The 21,760-nt window shown below is 46.2% G+C and carries 16 protein-coding genes; 12 read left to right on the top strand and 4 right to left on the bottom strand.

The window, feature by feature from the left end:
• Positions 1 to 498: 498 nt before the first annotated feature.
• From dnaA to AC5EF3_RS07120, 8 genes are all read left to right on the top strand, one after another.
• On the top strand, positions 499 to 2,001 hold the full coding sequence (gene dnaA, locus AC5EF3_RS07155) for a chromosomal replication initiator protein DnaA (RefSeq protein ID WP_493547541.1): 1,503 nt from the start codon (positions 499 to 501) through the stop codon (positions 1,999 to 2,001).
• 192 nt (positions 2,002 to 2,193) lie between these two features.
• Entirely contained in the window at positions 2,194 to 3,318 is a 1,125-nt protein-coding gene (dnaN, locus tag AC5EF3_RS07150; RefSeq protein ID WP_015828855.1) for a DNA polymerase III subunit beta, read from the top strand.
• A gap of 13 nt (positions 3,319 to 3,331) precedes the next feature.
• Positions 3,332 to 4,522, top strand: coding sequence for a DNA replication/repair protein RecF (gene recF, locus AC5EF3_RS07145; RefSeq protein ID WP_493547540.1), 1,191 nt, complete (start codon positions 3,332 to 3,334; stop codon positions 4,520 to 4,522).
• 66 nt (positions 4,523 to 4,588) lie between these two features.
• Positions 4,589 to 7,030, top strand: a complete 2,442-nt coding sequence (gene gyrB / locus AC5EF3_RS07140) for a DNA topoisomerase (ATP-hydrolyzing) subunit B (RefSeq protein ID WP_493547539.1) — start codon at positions 4,589 to 4,591, stop codon at positions 7,028 to 7,030.
• Positions 7,031 to 7,447: 417 nt separating this feature from the next.
• Complete coding sequence (locus AC5EF3_RS07135) at positions 7,448 to 10,435, top strand: TonB-dependent receptor plug domain-containing protein (protein ID WP_493547538.1); 2,988 nt, start codon at positions 7,448 to 7,450, stop codon at positions 10,433 to 10,435.
• Between the two features lie 111 nt (positions 10,436 to 10,546).
• The gene (locus AC5EF3_RS07130; protein ID WP_493547537.1) at positions 10,547 to 11,536 is read left to right on the top strand and encodes an endonuclease/exonuclease/phosphatase family protein; all 990 of its coding nucleotides are present in this window, start codon (positions 10,547 to 10,549) and stop codon (positions 11,534 to 11,536) included.
• A 116-nt stretch (positions 11,537 to 11,652) separates the two neighbouring features.
• On the top strand, positions 11,653 to 12,231 hold the full coding sequence (locus tag AC5EF3_RS07125; RefSeq protein WP_015828849.1) for a hypothetical protein: 579 nt from the start codon (positions 11,653 to 11,655) through the stop codon (positions 12,229 to 12,231).
• Positions 12,232 to 12,257: 26 nt separating this feature from the next.
• On the top strand, positions 12,258 to 14,255 hold the full coding sequence (locus tag AC5EF3_RS07120; RefSeq protein WP_015828848.1) for a cation:proton antiporter: 1,998 nt from the start codon (positions 12,258 to 12,260) through the stop codon (positions 14,253 to 14,255).
• On the opposite strand, the gene AC5EF3_RS07115 is transcribed toward AC5EF3_RS07120, so the two are convergent.
• A complete protein-coding gene (locus tag AC5EF3_RS07115; RefSeq protein WP_493547536.1) occupies positions 14,256 to 14,975 on the bottom strand; it encodes a M48 family metallopeptidase in 720 nt (239 codons plus the stop codon). It abuts the gene before it with no gap.
• Positions 14,976 to 15,031: 56 nt separating this feature from the next.
• Between AC5EF3_RS07115 and AC5EF3_RS07110 the strand changes: the two genes are divergently transcribed.
• Complete coding sequence (locus AC5EF3_RS07110) at positions 15,032 to 16,636, top strand: aq_1923 C-terminal domain (RefSeq protein WP_015828846.1); 1,605 nt, start codon at positions 15,032 to 15,034, stop codon at positions 16,634 to 16,636.
• A gap of 81 nt (positions 16,637 to 16,717) precedes the next feature.
• Here AC5EF3_RS07110 and AC5EF3_RS07105 read toward each other — a convergent pair whose 3' ends face one another.
• Entirely contained in the window at positions 16,718 to 17,338 is a 621-nt protein-coding gene (locus tag AC5EF3_RS07105) for an SCO family protein (protein WP_493547535.1), read from the bottom strand.
• A gap of 87 nt (positions 17,339 to 17,425) precedes the next feature.
• On the opposite strand from AC5EF3_RS07105, the gene AC5EF3_RS07100 reads away from it, so the two are divergent.
• The 3 genes from AC5EF3_RS07100 (at position 17,426) to AC5EF3_RS07090 (ending at position 20,607) form a co-directional block, all read left to right on the top strand.
• The gene (locus AC5EF3_RS07100) at positions 17,426 to 18,817 is read left to right on the top strand and encodes an ActS/PrrB/RegB family redox-sensitive histidine kinase (RefSeq protein ID WP_493547534.1); all 1,392 of its coding nucleotides are present in this window, start codon (positions 17,426 to 17,428) and stop codon (positions 18,815 to 18,817) included.
• Positions 18,818 to 18,951: 134 nt separating this feature from the next.
• A complete protein-coding gene (locus AC5EF3_RS07095; RefSeq protein ID WP_015828843.1) occupies positions 18,952 to 19,518 on the top strand; it encodes an ActR/PrrA/RegA family redox response regulator transcription factor in 567 nt (188 codons plus the stop codon).
• 84 nt (positions 19,519 to 19,602) lie between these two features.
• On the top strand, positions 19,603 to 20,607 hold the full coding sequence (locus AC5EF3_RS07090; protein ID WP_493547533.1) for a hypothetical protein: 1,005 nt from the start codon (positions 19,603 to 19,605) through the stop codon (positions 20,605 to 20,607).
• A gap of 43 nt (positions 20,608 to 20,650) precedes the next feature.
• Here AC5EF3_RS07090 and AC5EF3_RS07085 read toward each other — a convergent pair whose 3' ends face one another.
• Both AC5EF3_RS07085 and AC5EF3_RS07080 read right to left on the bottom strand, forming a co-directional pair.
• Complete coding sequence (locus tag AC5EF3_RS07085; RefSeq protein WP_493547532.1) at positions 20,651 to 21,145, bottom strand: hypothetical protein; 495 nt, start codon at positions 21,143 to 21,145, stop codon at positions 20,651 to 20,653.
• Positions 21,146 to 21,208: 63 nt separating this feature from the next.
• A complete protein-coding gene (locus AC5EF3_RS07080) occupies positions 21,209 to 21,667 on the bottom strand; it encodes an MmcB family DNA repair protein (RefSeq protein WP_493547531.1) in 459 nt (152 codons plus the stop codon).
• Positions 21,668 to 21,760: the final 93 nt, after the last annotated feature.

Below are 21,760 nucleotides of genomic sequence, written 5' to 3'. Positions count from 1 at the left end.
GGGTTTAAGAATAAGAGGCAGGCTCATGTAGCTTGCCTTTATTTTTGCCTATTATATTGCTACTAGCAATATCCAGAGAATAAAGTGATTGTTTCTGTTGAAATGCTGAGAAATGGTCTTGTCAAAACATGGTAAATGAAGCAGCCGACTCGCAATGGAAGTCATCCGTGTGCTGTGTGTTTTTTTTCGTAAAAAAAGAGTCTTTTTTCGCTTGCGTTTTTCTCATTTTTTCTAGGTCTCTGGAATCACTTGTCTTTTTAAAATTAGTGCTGATTTGACAAAAAAAATGTTTTGGCGGGTGTGACCTAACCTGTGAATATCCGTTGACTAACAGGGTTAATTTTGATGATTATCTCCTCCTCAGAGAAAGTTTCTCCTTGCACTGCAGAAGGACGCCACACACCGCTTGTTCATGGGTGTGAACGAGAGTGGCGTATCTAAAATAACTGTGGGTAGGGAGGGCTATTTATAAAATAAGAATTTGGGGCTGTGGGTAAGATGGACAACCAAACACATAAAGAATCCATGTCGCTATTTGGTGACTTGGACATGCAAGCTGAAATACTTTCCGAAGGAGGACGTGGTCCTGTCATTTGGAGTGAAGTGCGCGCAAAATTGCGTGACCTATATGGTGCGAGTTCATTCGATAAATGGATGGCGTCTTTAGTCTTTGTGGCTGAAGTTGATGGCACTGTGACTTTGTCAACTGAATCAAGAATTGATCGCGAACGTATTGATCGTGATTATATGAGAAACATTACGGGTGTTTGGGCTGCGCTTGACCCTAAATCCCGTCCTGTAAATCTTATGGCAGATGCAGATCTGTGTGAAGATTTGAAAGCTTTAGCGAAAACTAATCGTGCAAATCAGAATGAAAAAGCGGTGTCTGTAAAGGCATCAGCAGAAAACACCAAAGTAGCAGACAAAAAAGAAAGTGTAGATTTTACGCAAGGCGTAGATCTAACACAGACTTTTGACACGCTTGTTGTCGGTGATAGCAATCAGCTTGCAGCAAATATTGCGCGTAAAGTCGCTTCTGGCATTGTTGGTCCTGTTTCTGTCGTGCTTTTTTATGGAGCGCATGGTGTTGGCAAGACGCATTTGTTGCGTGCGATCGAGCATGATTGCGCGGTGCAAACGAAAGCTAAATCAGCTGTATATATGAGTGCAGAAGATTTTATGCTGTCATTTGTTGAGGGTGTCCGTCAGAAAGATACAAGCGCTCAGCGTAATCGCATTAGAAATGCCGATATTGTTCTTTTGGATGATTTGCAGCTTATTACATCTCGTGCCGCAACCTTGAAAGAGTTCTTCCAACATCTTCGCGCGGTAACATCTAATGGTGGAAAAGTGGTTCTATCAGCAGATGCTGCACCGACACGTCTTGAGTGTTTAGATGATCGTATGCGTGACGATATTCAAGGCGGCGTGGTTGTTGAGGTTCATCGTCCTGAAATTGAGATGCGTGCTGAAATTATTCGTTCAAAAATTGCAATTATCAAAGAGGACTTCCCTGAGTTTTCTTTGGAAGATGCATGGATTGATATGATGGCGGAACGTTTAACCGCATCAGGGCGTGCACTATACGGAGCGGTTCGAAATGTTTTTGCAGGAACTGTACTCGCGAATAAGCCTGTGACTGAAGCAGCTGTTGAAAATGCTATTCGTTTGATTGTTGGTGAGCGTCGCGCACCTAAGATTGATACGATCAAAGATGTTGTCGCAAAATACTATGGTGTGACAAAAGCTGATCTGGATTCTGCATCGCGTCGTCGTAATTTGGCGCAGCCGCGTCAGATTGCGATGTATTTTTGCCGTGAATTGACGACGTGTTCTTACCCGCTCATCGGATTCAATTTTGGGAAACGTGACCACACCACTGTGATATATGCTTGCCGTAAAGTGCAGGAGCGTATCGACCTTGAGAGTGAACTTGGGGATGAAATCGTGAAATTGCAGCGTCAAATTATGGATGACCCGCGCAATCAGCAATTCAATTAGAGTATTTTTTGGGCTGAATTGCATTTTAGGTGCGTATTTTTAAATCTTGACGCATCTAGAGGCTTCCCTCACACAAAAAACTAGATATGGTTTCGGCCCGTCCTTTCAAAGGCGGGCCGCATCCACATGAGTTCGCATATGATCGGAATTCTCTGATTATATAAAAGCCGTATCCAAAGCAGGTGACTGCATATGAAGCTGACAATCGACCGCGGTGCTTTGATGAAAGCACTTTCCCACGTTCAAAATGTTGTGGAGCGCCGCAACACAATTCCTATTTTGTCGAACGTGCTAATTGATGCAGAGGGCACGAGCCTGAGGTTGACTGCGACGGATTTGGATATGGAAGCATCCGATACAACGATCGCGCATATTGAAAAGCCTGGATCTGTGACTGCGCCAGCACAAACTTTGTTTGATGTTGTTCGCAAGCTGCCAGATGGATCGGATATTGGGTTGCTTTTGGACACTGAAACGCGTCGCCTGACGATCACATCTGGTCGCTCGCGTTTTGCGTTGCCGACTTTGCCAGCCGATGATTTTCAAACCATGTCTAAAGAAGAGGCTCCCAATTCTTTTGAGATTCCGGCCGCTGATTTTCGTCGTTTGATTGATAAAACTAAATTTGCAATCTCTACTGAAGAAACACGTTACTATCTGAATGGTGTATATATGCACGGAACAGAAGTTGGCGGCGCTGTGAAATTGCGTACAGTTGCAACCGATGGACACAGATTGGCGTTGGCCGAAGCAGATGCACCTAAAGGCGCTGAAACGCTTCCTGGCATTATTATCCCGCGCAAAGCAATTGCTGAAATTCGTCGTCTTTTAGATGATGCCGCGCAAGATAGTGATGTGAGTGTTTCTACCTCTGAGTCTAAAATCGTCGTTAAAGTGGGTGATGCTGTTATCACGTCTAAATTGATTGATGGATCTTTCCCTGATTACTCTCGGGTTATTCCTCAATCCAACAGCAAGATTCTTGTTTTGAAGAATTCAGAGTTTAAAAGCGCTGTTGACCGTGTTGCGACTGTATCCGCTGAACGTTCGCGTTCTGTGAAACTGACTTTAGAAAACGACAAGCTTGTTCTTCAGGTTTCAAATGCTGAAACTGGGCAGGGTGTTGAAGAGTTAGAAGCGCAATACAGTGATGAACCAATGGAAATTGGTTTCAACGCACGCTATTTGCTTGATGTGACGCAACAGATTGAAGGCGACGAAATTCGCTTTGAGCTAAATGACAGCGCATCTTCTGCGCGTGTGACTGATCTGGCTGATCAGGGTGCGCAATATGTGTTGATGCCGTTGCGTGTTTGATTAGAACATACTGATGGTTGATGCCGTGTCAGATATTACCGATGAGGAGGCGTTTGTGTCTCCTCAGGGGCTGACGATACAGCGTCTGGCACTTCATAATTTCAGAAATCATGCTTCCACCGTCCTTGAGATGGATGCCAGACCTGTCTGTTTGTTTGGTGCAAATGGTGCTGGAAAAACAAACTTGCTCGAAGCGGTGTCTATGCTTGGCCCCGGTAAAGGGTTGAGAGCTGCATCTTTGCCTTCTCTTGTGCGCGTAGAAGCGGGGGAGAGTGTGGTTGGTGGTTGGGCAATATCGGCACGTATGGATGATGCGGGGCTGGATAGGCAGATATCTGTTGGTTTGGATGTTTCTCCCGATGGGCGCACCAGACGTGTCGCAAAGCTAGATGATGCGCCTGTTAGCCAGACAAACTTAGCCGAACTTGTTCGTGTGGTATGGTTGACCCCGGCTATGGATCGCGTTTTCGCAGGACCAGCCGGCGACAGGCGTAAATTTTACGACCGGCAGGTGCTTGCACATGTCCCCGCGCATGGAAGTGCATCTGCCGCTTATGAGAAGGCCATGCGCGAACGAAATGCTCTTTTTGAGCAGGGGCGTATGGATGCATCTTGGTTGGATGCGCTGGAGGCGCGGTTAGCAGAGGCTGGAGCGGCAATTGCTGTTAATCGGGCAACGGCGCTCAAACGTATTCAGGCTGCAATAGATGCGCGTCCAGAGGGGCATTTCCCTAAGGCTGATTTATCAATTGCAGGTAAGTTTGAAGCAATGGCTTTGCAAGGTGATTCGCAAGCGGCTATTGAGGGGGCAATATCTGATTCGCTGAAGGTGGGTCGGGCGCGTGATTCTGTTGCTGGAAGGACACTTACAGGTGTTCATCGCAGTGATTTGCAGGTTGTTCACCGTCCAAAACAACTTCCTGCGGCTCAGTGCTCGACAGGAGAGCAAAAAGCGCTCCTTATGGGAATGATACTAGCAAATGCAAAAGCACTTTTAGAGGGCGACTTTGCCCCCAATCCTTTGCTATTGTTAGATGAAGCTGCGGCCCACCTTGATTCGGTTAGGCGGGCTGCTTTGTATGACGAATTGGCCGCGCTTGGCGGTCAGGCTTGGCTGACGGGAACAGACGCTGCCTTGTTTGATGCATTTGGTGATCGTGCGCAACGTTTTTGCGTCGAGAATGGCCAAGTGATCAAGGTTTGAACTGAGCGTCTAATTGCGTGCAGCTTTGCTGCGGAATGAATATTGATATGGGCGGAGGTCCTCGACATGACTGAACCAACACAGAACGCCGAATATGGTGCCGGATCGATTAAGGTCCTTAAAGGGCTTGAAGCTGTTCGTAAGCGTCCGGGTATGTATATCGGGGATACAGATGATGGGTCTGGTCTTCACCACATGATCTATGAGGTTGTGGACAATGCTATTGATGAAGCATTAGCTGGCCACGCTGATTATGTGACTGTGACACTTCATCCAGATGGATCTGCGTCTATTTCAGATAATGGTCGCGGTGTACCCGTTGATCTACACCCAACCGAAGGTATATCTGCCGCTGAGGTGATTATGACCCAGCTTCACGCGGGTGGTAAGTTTGACGACAACTCTTATAAAGTTTCTGGTGGATTGCACGGTGTGGGTGTGTCTGTTGTGAACGCTCTTTCTGAGTGGTTGCAATTGTCGATCAACCGTAATGGCAAACGATATTCTATGCGCTTTACGCATGGTGTCTCTGATGCGCCGCTTGAAATTGTTGGTGATGCTCCAATGCGTCCGGATGGCACGCGCCCTGAGACGGGAACAGAAGTGCGTTTCTTGCCATCAACAGACACGTTTACAATGGTGGAGTTTAAGCGGGAAACGCTTGAGCACCGTTTGCGTGAGCTTGCATTCTTGAACTCTGGTGTGAAAATCGTTTTCCGGGATGAGAGACCAGCAGAGCCTATCGAGACTATTCTTGAATATGAGGGCGGCGTTGTCGCATTTGTTGAGCACCTCGATAAATCGCGCACGAATGTTCTTCCGGAAGCTATTCAAGCGCGCGCTGAAAAAGACGGTATGACTGTTGATGCGGCGCTTCAGTGGAATGATGGATATCACGAGAATGTTCTGTGTTTTACAAACAATATCCCACAGCGTGATGGTGGTACGCACCTTGCCGGTTTCCGAGCAGCTTTAACTCGCGTCATCAATAAATATGCTCAATCGACGGGTGTAGCTAAAAAAGAGAAGGTCGATATTTCTGGTGATGATGCACGTGAAGGTCTGACTTGTGTGTTGTCGGTAAAAGTGCCGGACCCGAAATTCTCTTCACAAACGAAAGACAAGCTTGTCTCTTCAGAAGTGCGGCCAGTTGTTGATAATCTGATGACCGAGGCGCTTTCGACATGGTTTGAAGAAAACCCGAATGAAGCCAAAATCATCATGCAAAAAATTGTGCAAGCTGCTGCTGCGCGTGAAGCGATGCGGCGTGCGCGCGATTTGGCACGCCGGAAAACGGCTTTGGATATTACTTCCTTGCCGGGCAAGCTTGCTGATTGTCAGGAAAAAGACCCAGCTAAGTCTGAACTCTTTATTGTGGAGGGAGATTCAGCGGGTGGATCTGCAAAGCAGGGGCGAAACCGTGAAAACCAAGCTGTCTTGCCACTGCGCGGTAAGATTTTGAACGTTGAGCGTGCGCGATTTGACCGCATGCTCGGATCTGATCAGGTGGGGACACTTATCACTGCGCTTGGCGCGAGCATTGGTCGTCGTTCAGAAGAAAATCCGAATGAAGGTTTTCAGCCAGACAAGCTGCGTTACCACAAAATTATCATCATGACCGATGCGGATGTTGATGGTGCGCACATTAGAACGCTTTTGCTGACATTCTTCTATCGCCAAATGCCGGAACTCATTGAACGTGGTCATTTATTTATTGCCCAGCCGCCTTTGTATAAAGCAGAGAAAGGGCGGTCATCGCGTTATCTGAAAGATGATGCTGAGATGGATGCGTTCTTGATTGAAGAGGGGACATCCGGCGAGACGCTCATCTTGAGCACGGGTGAGCAAATTGGTGGTGAGGATTTGCGTGAGCGTGTTCGCGATGCAGCTGCATTTAAGCATACCTTATCAAGATTGGCACTTCGTGCGCCAGCCTTCATTCTTGAGCAAGCAGCTATCGCTGGTGCTATGGCTGAAGGTGCTGGAGATGCTGAGGCTAAATTGACGGCTGAACGTCTGAACATCCTTGCAGAAGAAGGTGAGAATACGTGGACAGCCAAATTTGAAAACGGTGGTTTGGTGCTTGAGCGTGAAGTGCGTAATGTCATGGAGCGCGCTGCATTGGATGCGACTTTACTGGCATTACCTGATGCAAAAAGACTGTCTGAGCGCGGGAAAGAAATGTCTTCTATATTCCGTGAATCCGGAAGACTTCGTCACGAGAAAGGTGGCGAAGTAGAAGTATTTGGCCCATTATCGCTTTTGGGCGCAGTATTAAAGTCGGGTGCTAAGGGTATTAAAATACAACGCTATAAAGGATTGGGGGAAATGAACCCCGATCAATTATGGGAAACAACACTCGATAGGAATGCGCGTTCTCTGCTTCAGGTTCGGGTTGAGCATGCTGATACAGCGGATGAAATGTTTACCAAACTAATGGGAGATGTGGTTGAGCCACGTCGTGAGTTTATCCAAGAAAATGCTCTAGAGGCTGAGGTGGACGTTTAGTTCAAAGGGTGTTGCTACATTGTGATGTGGCAACATTCGCACTTTGATGTATTTTTGAATATATTTTTGCACAAAAAGTGTTATTTTGCCCAAGGTAATTGGTTAAAGTCTACCCCGATTTGGCATATTGCCTGATTTGCAACAAATTCAGTGTGCACAATATACAGTCACCTATCGGCTGGAATTGAGCAAAATTTGTTGCGTTACGGTGTAAACAAGGCCTGATTGTTGCAATTTTGTCTCATGCTGGGTGGAAAGGCCGTTATTTTGGCGTTGTTTCATCTAAATCAATTGACGATTTTGTGACAGTAGACTTGTTTAGTATGCAAGTTCGCGGGCCAGAGGTTTCAAATTGATTGGGCAAAATCATTATGGAAGGGCTCCGAACTGTTGTAATTCTCTAATTCGGGGGTCCGAATGACTAATAAGAACTTAAAAAGCGGTCTGATCCGCTCAACCATTTTGGCTGGTTTGGCTGTATTCAGTGCGCCTGTTGTGCTTGCTCAAGATGTTGAGACAGTCGCTGAAACAGCAGAAGATGCTTCTGTTCAACAAACGATTGTTGTAACTGGTTCACGTATTCCGCAACAAAATCTTATTGGAACTAGCCCAGTAACGAACATTGGTGCTGGCGAAATCACAACACGTGGTGTTGTGCGCGTTGAGGATATTGTGAACACTTTGCCACAAGCATTTGCTGGGCAAGGTTCAGCTGTGTCTAACGGTTCTTCAGGTACAGCGACAGTAAACCTTCGTGGTTTGGGTGCTAACCGTACATTGGTGCTTATGAACGGTCGCCGTATGCCTTACGGTTCTCCTCAATTGGCTGCTGCTGACTTGAACCAAATTCCTGCTGCTCTAATCGAGCGTGTAGATGTTCTTACGGGTGGTGCGTCAGCGGTTTATGGTTCTGATGCGATCGCCGGTGTTGTTAACTTCATTATGAAAGATGACTTTGAAGGTGTTCGCATCGATTCAAACTATTCTTTCTTCCAACACAACAACAACAACACAACTATGCAGGAATTGAATGCTGCAAACGGTTATGATGCACCTAGCGGCAGCACAACTGATGGTACAGCATACGATATTACTGCGATCATGGGTGTGAACTCTGATAACGGTAATGGTAACATTACTGCTTACGCATCATACCGTAATGTGGAAGCTGTAAACCAAGGTCAACGTGACTATTCAAACTGTGCTTTGACAGGTTCTGGTCCATACGGATGTGGTGGATCTGCAACTAACCTTGATGCAAACTTCCTTGTTCTAGGTACAGGAAACATTCCAGTACGCGGTGATGCTAACCCAGGTGGTCTTCCTAGCTTGTTTGGTGTGCAAGATGGTGTGTTTAGTGATGGTTCTTCAGGAAGCTTCAACTACAACCCGTACAACTATTACCAACGTCCGGATGAGCGTTACTCTTTTGGTGTGAATGGTCACTATGAATTCAACAAAAATGTTGAAGTTTATACAGAACTTTCATTCATGCATAACCGCACATTCGCCCAGATCGCACCATCTGGTGTGTTCGGTGGTGGTATTGCTGGTGATGCTGGTGGCATCAACTGTAACAACGCATTCTTGTCAGACCAACAATTCCAATACCTCTGTGCTAGTCAAGGTTTAACAGCTGATGATACAGCTACTGGTGTTCTAATTCTTCGTCGTAACGTTGAAGGTGGTAACCGTACGGATGACCTGACACACCAAACATTCCGTGGTGTGGTTGGTACACGTGGTGAAATCGCAGACACTGGCTTGAATTACGATGTGTTCGCATCATTTGCTCGTGTTAGCTTGTCTCAGTCTTATCTGAATGAATTATCTAAAGCTAAAGTCGCTAAAGCGCTTAATGCTGTGGATGATGGTGAAGGTAACATCGTGTGTGCGGTAAACGCTGATGCAGACACGTCAAACGATGATGGCGCATGTGTGCCTTACGACATCTTCTCAGCTGCCGGCCCTTCAGAAGCTGCACTAGGATATGTTGTTAGCCCGCTATTGTCTAATGGTAGCACAGATGCACAAAATATTGTGGCGACTATTTCCGGTGACCTTGGTCAGCACGGTATGAAAGTTCCGACTGCTTCTGAAGGTCTTGGATTTGCTGCCGGTGTTGAATACCGTCGTAACTCTTTGGCATTCACTCCTGACGCTGGTTTCCAATCTGGAGATGGTTACGGTCAAGGTGGGGCAACTACACCGATCTCTGGTTCAACTGAATCATACGAATTCTTTGGTGAGTTGAATGTACCATTGGTACAAGACAGACCTGGTATTTATGACCTTGGTCTTGAGTTTGCTTACCGTTACTCTGACTACACAACACCAGATGCAACAACTGACACATACAAAGTCGGATTCGACTACGCGCCAGTTGAAGACATCCGCTTCCGTGCTTCTTACCAACAAGCTGCACGTACTGCGAATATCTTTGAGTTGTATGATGCTCAAGGTCTTGGTTTGTTTGACTTGACTGAGCAAGGTCCAGATGGCGCAAGCTATTATGACCCGTGTTCAGGTACTAACCCAGCTGCTACTGCTGCTCAGTGTGCGAACACTGGTGTAAGTGCCGCTCAATACGGTCTTATTGCTGATAACCCAGCAGGTCAGTTCAACCAGCTTACTGGTGGTAACTTAGAACTTGATCCTGAGGTTTCAGAAACATTCACAATTGGTTTTGTGTTTGAACCAACATTCATTGACGGTCTAACACTGTCTGTAGACTATTTTGATATTAATGTTGAAGACTACATTGATACTGTGAACCCAGAAACTGCCCTGAACGAGTGTCTCGATAATGGTGATGCTTTCTTCTGTAGCCTTGTTAATCGTGGTGATGGTGGAACATTGTGGGCTGGTACAACTGGCTTCATTACAGCGACAAACGTAAACACTGGTGAGCTATCAACATCTGGTTTTGATGTGAACGCAGCTTATTCATTCGATATTGGTACATTCGGATCAATGACAATGGATTACACAGCAACAATCTTGCAAGACTTAACAACGCAAGAACTTCCTACATCAGTGCCATATGACAGCGTAGGTTACTACGGTGGTCGTCACGGAACTTCCAACCCTGAATACCGCCACATTGCTGGTGCATCATGGGAAACACCTTGGAACGTGACAGCTGGTATCACATGGCGTCACTTCGGTGAGGTAGAACTAGAATCTGGTGCTCAACCACTAGATGCTCAAAACTATCTTGACGTGAACGCTACATACAACGTGTTTGAAAACACTAGCCTTCGTGCTGGTATCAATAACGTTCTTGACGATGAGCCACCATTGTCTTCATCTGTTGGATCTGGTTTCGGTAACGGAAACACATTCCCGCAGGTTTATGACGCCCTTGGACGTTATGTCTTCTTTGGTGCGACTGTAGACTTCTAGGTCTCATTTCCATCAAAAATAATAGGAAAGGCCGGAGCATTCTGCTCCGGCCTTTTCTTTTGTGTAAATATGTTTATCTAGCATCCTCTTGTTTTGGTGAGGTAATCGCATATGACACAAATTTCAGTGACGACGTTTAACTGCGAAAATTTGATGATGCGGTGTGATTTTTCAACGCAAACCATTCCCGACCTTGGAAACAAAATCACGTTGATTGATGATTCAGAAAAAGCCAATCAAATTGATGAGCTTTTTAATGTCTTATCTGAAGATGATCGCACTTTGACGGCGCAAGCCTTATCGGCTTCTCAGGCAGATATTTGCTGTTTGCAGGAGGTTGAAAACCTTGTCACTTTAACGGCATTTCACAATCGGTATCTACGGCGTTGGCTTAAAAAAGGTTATTTTTACAGGGCGTTGGTAGAAGGCAATGATCAACGCGGTATTGATGTTGGTGTTTTGTCGCGCGTTAAAATCATACGCAAATTAAGTCATGCAGATAAAACTTATGCAGACTTAAACATAAAGCCGCCTTTGGGTTGTCATGAAAACGATCGTATTTTTCGCCGCGATTGTTTGGAAATAGAGGTTGAAAAAGAGGGTAAGTCGCTCACGCTGTTTGTGTGTCATTTCAAATCCATGCATGGTGGTCGATTAGAAACCAAGCCGGTACGAGAGGCTGAAGCTAAGGCGGTCCGTTTACTCATCGAGCAGCGTTTTGCTGATCCTGAAGCAGAAAACTGGATCGCGCTGGGAGATTTCAATGATTATTTCGAGCTAGATGGTGCAACGCTTTTTGACCACGGATTAGGGCCTTTAATCAGCGATGGGTTTGCTATTGATGCAGGTGTCACTCTTGAGAAATCTCCATTAAATCGCTGGACGCATTACTATAGTCATGGTGATGTTTATGGTGCACTGGACCATATATTTATGTCTCCTTCTCTTGCTGCACGTAACCAGGATGCAAGACTGAGGATTGTTAGGGCAGGGCAGCCATTGAGAGCAAATCGATATAAAGGGCACCGCTTTGGTGGTGTGGGGTGGATGCGTCCCAAATCTTCAGACCATTGCCCATTGTCCGTGACTCTTAGTATATAAACTGCCAAATTGATCCAAATGGGCGTGCAATGGATGTTATTTCAATTTAACTGATTGTTTTACATCTATTATTATAGTTCTTCATGAGCAGAAAATCTTTTTCTAAAGAGAATAAAATGACAAAAACCAAAGATGCAACAAAGTTTGAAATCCTGATAGAGCGCGCTGGTGAATATCAGGAGTTAGCCAAAGAAAACTATGATCGTGTGCGTCGTATTGCAAATGGAATACAGTCAGGTTTTTGCAAATATTTAGCATCTACAGATGGGGTTTGTGTGCATTTAGTTCCTGCTCAAGGCCCGTTCCAACCGAAAGAATATGGGGATGCAGCATTTTCCATGCCTCCGCGCGGCTTCCGCCATATCGGACCAATTGCTTTTGGTTTGGCTGTGCGCGTGACACGGGGCACCGATTGGTTGAGGATGTCACTTATTTGTTCAAAAAAAGGTGACTTTTTCGAAGTTTCCATTGTAGATGGAGAATCTCACAAGTTTGATCTGCCGTTCACAGATGATGATCATCAAGAATTTTATCAAAAGCTGTTTGATCACATCGTGCATTGGTTAGATGAAAAGATAGAGCTTTATCGAGACGGTGATTATAGTTCGCGTAGTATCGGATTTGACTTTTCAGATGAGCATGTTGCGGGTGATGGATTAGCACCGGACATTATTGTCAACACTCCAGTTTCTTGATTTGCCGCCTGAGGGGCGTTTAATATATGCATGATAACTTAATCCTCGCCGTCGCCATTATCGGTGTGCTCGGTATTGGTGCGCAATGGCTAGCTTGGCGTCTTCAGGCACCTGCAATTGTCTTGATGAGTGTTGCCGGACTATTCGTCGGCCCGTTTTGGGCATGGATTTTCGGTGAACCCTTGCTAAATCCTTCCCAAGTCTTTGCATCGGGTGGAGAGGGAGCACATGGCGAGAAAACAAGCAGCCTTTTAGGTCCGATTGTTTCATTGGCCGTTGCAGTTATCTTGTTTGAAGGCGGATTGAATCTGCGTTTCCATGAATTGCGGGAAGCAGGTCGTGCGGTAATGCGATTGGTGTTTATCGGTACGCCTATTGCGTGGGGGCTAGGCACGCTTGCTGCCCACTATGCAGCAGGGCTTTCTTGGCCGGTGGCTATTTTGTTTGCCGGTATTCTGGTGGTGACAGGCCCCACAGTAATCATGCCATTATTGCGTCAGTCCAAATTGGGGGGGAAAGTTGGTTCCACCCTGAAATGGGAAGGTATCGTGAATGACCCTGTCGGTGCATTGCTGGCTGTGATTGTTTATGAAGCTCTGCGCGTTTTGAGCGCAGGTGAAAACCCCCTCTATGCTGCTGGGTGGATTTTCTTTACTGCAGTTATCGCTGGTGCTTTGGGGGTGGCTTTTGGATATGGTTTGGTCCACGCTTTCCGTCGTGGTTGGACGCCTGAATACCTCAAAGCCCCGATATTATTGTCGGCAGTTATTGCCTGTTATTCATTCGCTGAACTCATTGAACACGAAACCGGACTTGTCGCGGTCACAGTGTTTGGTATGGCGATGGCAAACGCCAAATTTGCAAGCTTACAAGAAGTTCGACGTTTCAAAGAGAATATCGCGGTATTGTTGATTTCAGGGGTGTTTGTCATCCTGACGGCAAATCTGAAACCAGAAGACATTGCTTCTGCGTTTAATTTCCCAACATTCGCTTTCTTATTCTGTATGCTATTTATTGTTCGCCCAATTTCAGCAGGTCTGACAACGCTTGGGGCATTGGAGCCCAAAGAATCAGCCTTGATCGGGTGGATAGCGCCTCGCGGTATTGTGGCTGTTGCTATCTCTGGCTTCTTTGCTGAAAGAATGGTGGCGGCAGGATACCCAGATGCAGAGCGTCTAACCACACTTGCTTTCGCGATGGCAATCACAACTGTTGTCTTGCACGGGTTTACAATCAAACCGATTGCGAGCTGGTTGGGACTTATTCGAACAAAAAGACCGGGAACTTTGATTGTTGGTTCGACGCCTTGGAGTGTCGGGTTTGCCAAATGTTTGGGAGAAGCCGGTGCCGATGTGATATTGGCTGATTCCAATTATGGTCGATTGCGCGGTGCTCGTCAGGCGAATCTAGACCGGTATTATGGTGAAGTGATTTCTGAAGAAGCTGAATTGCAGCTAGACCACTCCAAATTTGACAGCGTCGTCGCAGTGTCTGCAATTGATCCTTATAACGCGCTAGTGTGTAGTCATTTCGGACCAGAGCTAGGGCGCAATCACGCCTTCCAATTGGCGACACAAGATATTGAGGACGACAACCCAAGAGCTATCAACCTATCTGCGCGTGGCCAGATTTTAGGTGGTAAGGGCCGTACATATGATGCGCTTATTCGTGATACCTATCGGGGCTGGACTTTCACCAAAACGACACTGACTGAAGGCTTTACGCTAGAAAACCTGAAAGCACGTCGGCCAGAGGCTGATTTGTTAGCTGAATTGCGTACAGATGGTAGTCTTGTTTTCCTTGGTCCTGATCGGTCCGCAAAAGGCGGCGCTGGTGTGACTATCATAAGCTTTGGCCCAGAGCGCACAGTGGAAGAGACTGAGAAAAAATCAGAGCCAGAAGAACAATCTAAAGAATCTGACGGAGATGCAGTGTTAGATGGTTCAAAGGCGCAATCTAAAAAGCGTAGTTTACTTGGTAAAGTAAAGAACCAAATCTCGCCTAATGATGGTCCGGCAGTTTAGTTAGCCAATAGCATGCAATGCGCGGCCATGTGCGTTCAACCATTGTTTGGCTGGTTGAACGTCTGGAATGCATCGCGCCACATGTGCCCAGAATTTCGCCGAATGGTTCATCTCCAGAAGGTGTGCGCATTCATGGGCGGCGACATAATCTAGGACATAAGGCGGCGCGCAAACGAGTCGCCATGAAAAATTGAGATTGTTTTTAGAAGAACAAGACCCCCATCTCGTGCGGGTGTCTTTTATCGAAATACTAGCCGGTTGAACGCCAAGTGTTTGCGCATGCACATTTACACGCCGTGTCAAATCTGCTCTTGCGGCTGCTTTGAGAAATCCAACCACTTTTGCCGGCGTAAGGTCAGAGCGGCCGGGCACCATAAGTTTAGGTGGCTTGGTAGAATCATCGATGAAGACGGTACGGCCTTTTATGGCTGTTTGAATGAGGTGATTTTCTCCGCGCAGAGGCGCAAAATGCCCCACTTCCAATAATTGTTGATTTGGAAGTTCATTAAGGCGTTCACAAATCCAATCCACGCGTTCCTGTGCAAATTTTAATGTTGCTTTTTTGTATTTGGGGCCGGGTGAAATAGCGACTGCTTCTCGGTTTTTAGAATCTATTTTCAATGAAATACGGCGCGCGCGGGAATTTATATCAAGACGAATCTCGATAGTTTGACCATTATTGGCCATAAGATTGACACGGTGTGTGGGCTTAGTATCCATGGTATGGGATTAACAGTCGTCCGTGGGTGGGCGCAAGCACGTATTGAGGAACAGATATGAGACATTTTATGATTGGTGCGAGTGCGATTGCGCTGTTGGCAGCCTGTGGTGCTGATGATGACCCAAAATCCAAATCCGTTGCAGCAGTTGAGAAATCTCTAGACTCCATGAAAATTGAAGAGGTCAAGCTGCCTAAGCTGGACTTTAAAGCCAAAGATTATGGTCAAACAGCCGAAGTTCTAGCGGCATTGAAACTCGATGGCGAAGCGAACAATCTGATCAGTTTTGCTGATAGTTCAACTGGCAAGGGTGGCGCTGTATTTAAAGATGTTTCCATCAAGCCCAAGGACGAAGATGGCCCTGCTTTGATTGCGAAGACAATGACTTTTGATGGCCTCAATATGACAGATGAAGGCCCGTCATTTGATCGTCTTGTCTTGGCGGATTTATCTCTTGCTGATGAAGAAGAGGGCGTGAACCTTTCTATTGGTGATATTTCTATCGTTGAGCCAAATGCAGCCGCATCTAAATTTTTCGCCGCTCTGATTCAAGGTGAAGAGCCTGAAGACATTGCGCCGTTCAGTGAATGGGCGTTTGATCGTCTCTCTTTAAGTAATCTTTCTGTTGTTGCGACCCCAGATGATGAAGAGGGGACTGTTTCAGCAACAATCGGCGAGCTTTCAATGGCATCCTTGGCTGATGCGATTGCCGGACAAACACTTTTCTCAGATATCAAAATTGATTTTGACATTCCAGAAGCAGGCGATTTCCCGATTGTTGGTAGCTTAAACCTCGGCACAATGAGCCTTTCTAATTTGCAAACAGCTATTTTTGATGAATTTGCTGAAGCTGGCTCCGATCCAGAAAAATTAGCTGGTGTAAATTCAGCTATGATGAAGAATTACACCAGCCCGATTGATCAAGGCTTTGACCAAAGCATTGTAGAGGATCTTTCCTTAAGCGTATCTGGCCTAAGCTTTACTATGCCAAAATCAGCGACCAAAGTTGTGCGTAACAGCGATGGCGTGGCAACAGGTGTTGTAAGCCCTAAAACTGTTATGAAATTATCAGCTGATGCAGACGGTGGTCAACTTGGTGCGCAAGTGGCTCAGGCTTTGGCAATGATGGATTACTCTGATCTGGAAATGTCTATTGAAGCGAAAGCATCTTACGACCCTGAGACAGATGAAACACGCTACACTGACTATTCATTGGACTTTAAAGATGCCTTCGCTCTTTCTTTCAATGGTGGTGCTTATAACCTCTTAGAAGCCTTAAAAGGCATGGTGTCTGGTGATGGTGATAGCCCAGATATGGATGCTTTTAATAAAGTAAAATTATCTGATCTTGAAATCTCACTAGAAGATAAATCTATTCTGGATCGTGCATTTAAAGTTGCCGCAGACATGCAGGGCATGGAAGCTGCGCAAGTAAAGAGCATGGCAACAGGTATGTTGGCTATGGGCACTATGCAAGCAAGCCAGTCTGGTGCTGACATGGAATTGGTGAACCAAACAGTGAATGCTTTGACAGCCTTTATTGAAAATTCAGGAACTTTGACGATCAAGTTAGACCCTGAAGCACCTATTTCAGTTGGAGATTTTGAAGACCCAAGCAAGATGACTGTTGAAGCGCTTGGCTTTTCTGCTACAGCGAAATAAATCTTTTAAATTTAAATAGATAAGGGCCATAAGCACATCATGCTTCTGGCCCTTTTTTTATATTTTCGTTTGGGTTTAATTTTAGTTGTCGGCTAGTTCAGTAATACATCCGGCCACATCTTTAGGTGCTGCTTCTGACGTAAAAAATGTCTTCAATTTCCAATCTTTATCCATGAGATAGAGAATAGAGAGATGGTCCATTGTATAGCCCATTGTGCTGTCGGGCGCGTCTATTCGTTTGTAACTGGTTTTAAATTCATCGGCTGCCGCTTTGATCGCTTCTGGCGTGCCAGTAAGTCCGATTAATTCGTCTGGAAACCCATTGCTTTCTACATATTGTGCCAGCGCTTCAGGTGTATCTTGTTCAGGGTCAACAGAAATAAGAAGAGTTCTAGGCTTTTCGACGTCTGCTGGCAGAAGGTCCATAGCGGCCCCAACTACGGATAATGTGAAGGGGCAAACATCGGGGCAATTTGTGAAGCCAAAATAGACTAGAGTTTCTTTGCCTTTGTAATCCTCTTGCGTCACTGGCGTGCCTGTATGATCAACCAGTGAAATCGGACCACCTATATTTTCATAAGCTCGCGACGCGCAAGTGGATCCTCCACCTGACGAACCTGCGGAAGAACTATTATTGTTAGGCCCGCAAGCACTTACTAGCAAAGTGACCGCAAGGGCTGAAGTCAGAAGAGATTTTTTCATGGAGGCAATATGAAGCGTTTGCCTCCAGTAGCAATAGGCGTTTAAGTCACACTTGAGAAATTCGATTCTAAAACGACTGTGCATGCCATGACTCAAACAGATAATTCAGCAGCCAATGAACGTGCCAATGACATCACCCCATTAATTGACCTCGCGCCTGAGGGGCTAGCGGGGGTTGGATCTGTATTTGGGCGCACACGTGTCCGCACGCTTGTCAGCTTGCGTTGGATTGCTGTTGTCGGTCAGGTATTTGCTGTTTTATTTGTGTATTATGGCTTGGGATATGATCTGCCACTGTCAGGATGTCTTGCTGTTATTTCAGCATCAGCATGGGTGAATGTCGTTTTGACTGCGCTTCATCCTGCGCAACGTCTAGCCAGTCAAAAAGAAACGGCGCTTCAGTCCGCTTTTGATGTTGTTCAGTTGACAACTTTGATTGGTCTAACCGGTGGATTGGATAATCCTTTCTCTTTTATGATTGTTGCGCCGGTAACGGTGGCTGCTTCAAGGTTAAGGCCAGGGTATGCTTTGCTGCTATTAGGTTTGGGGCTTGTGTGTCTGGGGATATTGTCTCTGATATCCGTGCCATTGCCATGGATAGAAGGAGAGACACTTAGTCTACCTTCAACATATCGCTGGGGGTTGTTTGCAAGCGTGGCAATTGGGTTGACCTTCTTTGCTGTCTCATCTTGGCGAACAGGACGAGATGAGGCCCGCCTCGTGCGTGCGCTTGAAGCGGCGGAAGAAGTGTTGGCCAAAGAGCAGCGCTTGTCCGCGCTTGGTGCATTGTCAGCTGCAACAGCGCATGAATTGGGAACTCCTCTTGCAACAATTCACTTAGTTGCCAAAGAGCTCCAACGTGCCACTGACGAGAAAAGCGAAACATATGAAGATGTTGCTTTGATCGCCGAACAAGCAGAGCGTTGCCGCAATATCCTCCGCCAAATCTCAAGACGGGGAGAGGCGAGTGATGCGGCACATGCCAAACTACCGGTCTTAGCCCTGATCAAGGAAATATCCGATCCACATGCCGGCCTTGGCATTGATATTCAACTATCAAGTGAACCTCTTGAAGGCTTTGCAGGTGAAAAAATGTTTCCACCAGAAATACGTAGGCGGCCTGAGATTATCCATGCTTTGGGTGCGTTTGTCGAAAATGCTGTCAGTTTTGCAGAAAAAGAAGTGCAAGTTGCCGCGCGTTGGTCAGAAGAAGAACTTCGCATTTATATTATTGATGATGGGCCGGGCTTTTCTTCAACAGTCTTACCAAAACTTGGTGAGCCATACTTGTCTCAGAGAGGCGAGAACCAGATTGGCGGCGGTATGGGACTTGGCTTCTTTATCGCGCGAACATTGCTGGAAAGAACGGGTGCACGCATGAAACCCTATAATCGCAGAGCACCTGCAAAAGGGGCGGTTGTCAGAATTTCATGGATGTTAAATACAATTCGAGCTGCACCTGGATGGTCAGAAGAATAAGATACGAAAATCAAGTGGTTGTCAGGGCTTGCATTGCTGTTCCAACGCTTTAGTTTAGAATCAAGTAAAATACCCCTGATTGTATGGCTTGTGGAAAGTGCCTTAGCTCGGCAGGGGATACAGGAATGAACATAATGGACGCTGAATTCAAGCCAGATGAAGTAATTGCTGCTTTGGAAGATAAATCCCTATTGGTGCTGGATGATGATGCACCATTTCGAGGTCGGTTAGCGCGTGCTTTGACCCAACGTGGTTTTACGGTTTCTGCTTGCGGCACAGTGGCTGAAGCCAAAGATGTTGCGCGTTTAAATCCACCAGCATTTGCTGTGTTGGATCTGCGGTTGGAAGATGGTTCTGGATTGGATGTCGTGCAGACACTTCATGAGCATAAAGAAGACGCCCGCGCTGTTATTCTGACGGGTTATGGCGCTATCGCAACGGCGGTCGCGGCGGTAAAAGCGGGTGCAGTGGATTATCTCTCAAAACCCGTTGATATTGATGATGTGATTAAAGCACTTCTGACAAAGGCTGGTAATAAACCTGAGCCGCCTGAAAATCCGATGTCAGCTGATCGTGTGCGCTGGGAACATATTCAACGCGTATATGAATTGTGTGATCACAACGTGTCTGAAACAGCTAGACGTCTGAATATGCATCGCAGGACTTTGCAGCGCATTTTAGCCAAGCGCGCACCGCGTTAAATTATCTTCATGAGACTGCCGTCGAATTGACATGATTTTAGGCCTATTTTTCTTTGTATCATTCAAAGGGAAGGGACTTATATCATGGGTAATATCAATCAAAACGACGGCAAAATATGCCTCTATAATTCGGCTGGCATAGACACTGGCGCGCTCAATTCAGAAACTGCAAATCTAGCCCTTGGCGGCGGGAATGCATCTGGAGACATTATTCTGCGTGACGAAGCTGGTCTTGATACAATTCACCTCGATGGCGGAGATGCAAATCTACGCCTTGGCGGTCATGGCCATAATGGTGATATCGGCATGTATTGCGATCAAGGCAATTTGCGTATGCATATTGATGGTGGTGCAGCTAACATTTTCATAGGTGGCAATGGCGCGGGAGGCGATATCGCGCTTAAAAGCCATGACAATCTAACGCGCCTCCATTTAGATGGCGCTCAAGGTAATATTACGCTGGGCGGTAATGGTTCCCAAGGGGATGTCATTGGTTTGAATGCGACAGGCGGTCAAACAGTTCATGTTGATGGCGGGAATGGCAATATCACATTGGGCGGAAACGGGTCTGAAGGAGATGTTACACTCCTTCACACTGAAGGTGGTCAGACAGTCCATATTGACGGTGGAAACGGAAATATCACTCTAGGTGGATCCGGTTCACAAGGTGATGTTGTTCTGCTTGGTGTTTCCGGTCTTCAGTCTGTCCATCTCGATGGTGGAAACGGGAATGGCGTATTTGGCGGCAATGGTGCCAGCGGTGATTTGGCTTTGCTTGATGCTGCAGGGAACACGATTATCCATCTTGACGCAAATGATGCGTGCATAAAAATCAATGGATCATATGTCGCGACCGCAGACCATGTTTTTCAGGCTGATTACGCGCTTCCAAATCTTGCTGATGTTGAAGGTTTCATCGCATCTCAAGGGCATTTGCCGGGTGTGCCATCCGCACAAGACATGCAAAGAGACGGTGTTGATTTAAACGCAATGAACGCAGTTTTGCTCGCAAAGATCGAAGAGCTAACGCTTTACGTGATTGAACAAGGTAAGCGCATTGAAGAGCTAGAAAGCAAGCTTGCAAATTAGTGCATATTAGCAGGGTTGAAAGGCGGCGAAATAGGTCGCCTTTCTACTCTTTAACGCGAGGCTTAGGTGGGTTTTCGGGAGTAGGGCGGCCCGGTTTTGGAAATAGATCCAATTGACGAGGGTCAGGTTTACGCACACGCGGTTTTCGAACGCTCAATCCAAAACGTTCGCGTCTTTTTTCTGGGCGCGTGAAATAGACATCATCTGTATTTTCTTCGGCTCGCGCCGCTTTTTCTGCGATGATCTTTTTATCTTCTGCCTCAGCCTCTTCGATGGAAATAACTTTCCAAAAAGTGATGGCAAAAACAGTGTTTTCATCTTTGTCTTCATAAACGTGCACAAAGCCCTGCGCACGCGCCTTATCTGCCTTATCAAGGGCGTCTTCTAATGCGTCTTTTTCTGGTTTCAACCATTCTGTGACAAGGCTAACACGGGCATTGGCAATGCTGTAAGCTTGCGCCTGCGTCGAGCAAAATTTATTGTCGTCTGAGAAGAGAGCAGAACGAGCGTCGTTAGCAAGCGGATAAGATAGTCCCATTTTGAACGGGATCTCCTGTGAATCGACATGGTGATGAGGTTCTATTTAGTCCCTCAGCGATTATTATGCCATAGGAGGAGTCAAACTCTGGTAAAGACGTTTTGCAGCAAGTCTTGCAAATTTCAACGTAATTGATTTTCGACGTGGTCCAGATAGCTTTTTATGGGCAGCTTCACGGATGATGGCACCTCCAAATGCATCTGCAATAATAAAACCTGTCTCGTCGGGTAGGCGCTGCGTTGGAAATTCTTGATCAACAGCAAAGAGAAAATAGTCACAATAGTCTTCATATTCGGGCCATTTCTCGTCAGAGGAGAAATCAGCTAGGCATGACTTCACCTCAATGATGAGAATTTCCCCTTTATGGTTAATGGCCAGAATATCTGCGCGTCTATTATTGGCCAAATTCACTTCGATTAAACCGTTCCAGCCAAGGTTATGAAGTAGTTTTAAAGTGCCACTGAAAATAGCGTCCGCGCGTTGCGTATTTCGATTGACATTAGGGCTGATTTCTCGGGTCATAAATGATTCTGATTCGTTCAATGTTAGTTCTGAAATTAACGGAACATTAACCATGACGCATTTTGAGGTCGTTGCTGGAACGTTCCGTAAACA

This window comes from Hirschia sp., assembly GCF_058892565.1.
Note: the sequence above shows the minus strand (reverse complement) of the source record. Positions and strands in the feature narration are given on the sequence as shown.

Coding starts and splice junctions, on each gene's coding strand:
- AC5EF3_RS07105 (WP_493547535.1), bottom strand. CDS start 17,338: ATGAAAAAATCTCTTCTGACTTCAGCCCTTGCGGTCACTTTGCTAGTA.
- AC5EF3_RS07090 (WP_493547533.1), top strand. CDS start 19,603: ATGGGTAATATCAATCAAAACGACGGCAAAATATGCCTCTATAATTCG.
- gyrB (WP_493547539.1), top strand. CDS start 4,589: ATGACTGAACCAACACAGAACGCCGAATATGGTGCCGGATCGATTAAG.
- recF (WP_493547540.1), top strand. CDS start 3,332: ATGGTTGATGCCGTGTCAGATATTACCGATGAGGAGGCGTTTGTGTCT.
- AC5EF3_RS07125 (WP_015828849.1), top strand. CDS start 11,653: ATGACAAAAACCAAAGATGCAACAAAGTTTGAAATCCTGATAGAGCGC.
- AC5EF3_RS07100 (WP_493547534.1), top strand. CDS start 17,426: ATGACTCAAACAGATAATTCAGCAGCCAATGAACGTGCCAATGACATC.
- AC5EF3_RS07080 (WP_493547531.1), bottom strand. CDS start 21,667: ATGACCCGAGAAATCAGCCCTAATGTCAATCGAAATACGCAACGCGCG.
- dnaA (WP_493547541.1), top strand. CDS start 499: ATGGACAACCAAACACATAAAGAATCCATGTCGCTATTTGGTGACTTG.
- AC5EF3_RS07095 (WP_015828843.1), top strand. CDS start 18,952: ATGGACGCTGAATTCAAGCCAGATGAAGTAATTGCTGCTTTGGAAGAT.
- dnaN (WP_015828855.1), top strand. CDS start 2,194: ATGAAGCTGACAATCGACCGCGGTGCTTTGATGAAAGCACTTTCCCAC.
- AC5EF3_RS07130 (WP_493547537.1), top strand. CDS start 10,547: ATGACACAAATTTCAGTGACGACGTTTAACTGCGAAAATTTGATGATG.
- AC5EF3_RS07115 (WP_493547536.1), bottom strand. CDS start 14,975: ATGGATACTAAGCCCACACACCGTGTCAATCTTATGGCCAATAATGGT.
- AC5EF3_RS07135 (WP_493547538.1), top strand. CDS start 7,448: ATGACTAATAAGAACTTAAAAAGCGGTCTGATCCGCTCAACCATTTTG.
- AC5EF3_RS07120 (WP_015828848.1), top strand. CDS start 12,258: ATGCATGATAACTTAATCCTCGCCGTCGCCATTATCGGTGTGCTCGGT.
- AC5EF3_RS07110 (WP_015828846.1), top strand. CDS start 15,032: ATGAGACATTTTATGATTGGTGCGAGTGCGATTGCGCTGTTGGCAGCC.
- AC5EF3_RS07085 (WP_493547532.1), bottom strand. CDS start 21,145: ATGGGACTATCTTATCCGCTTGCTAACGACGCTCGTTCTGCTCTCTTC.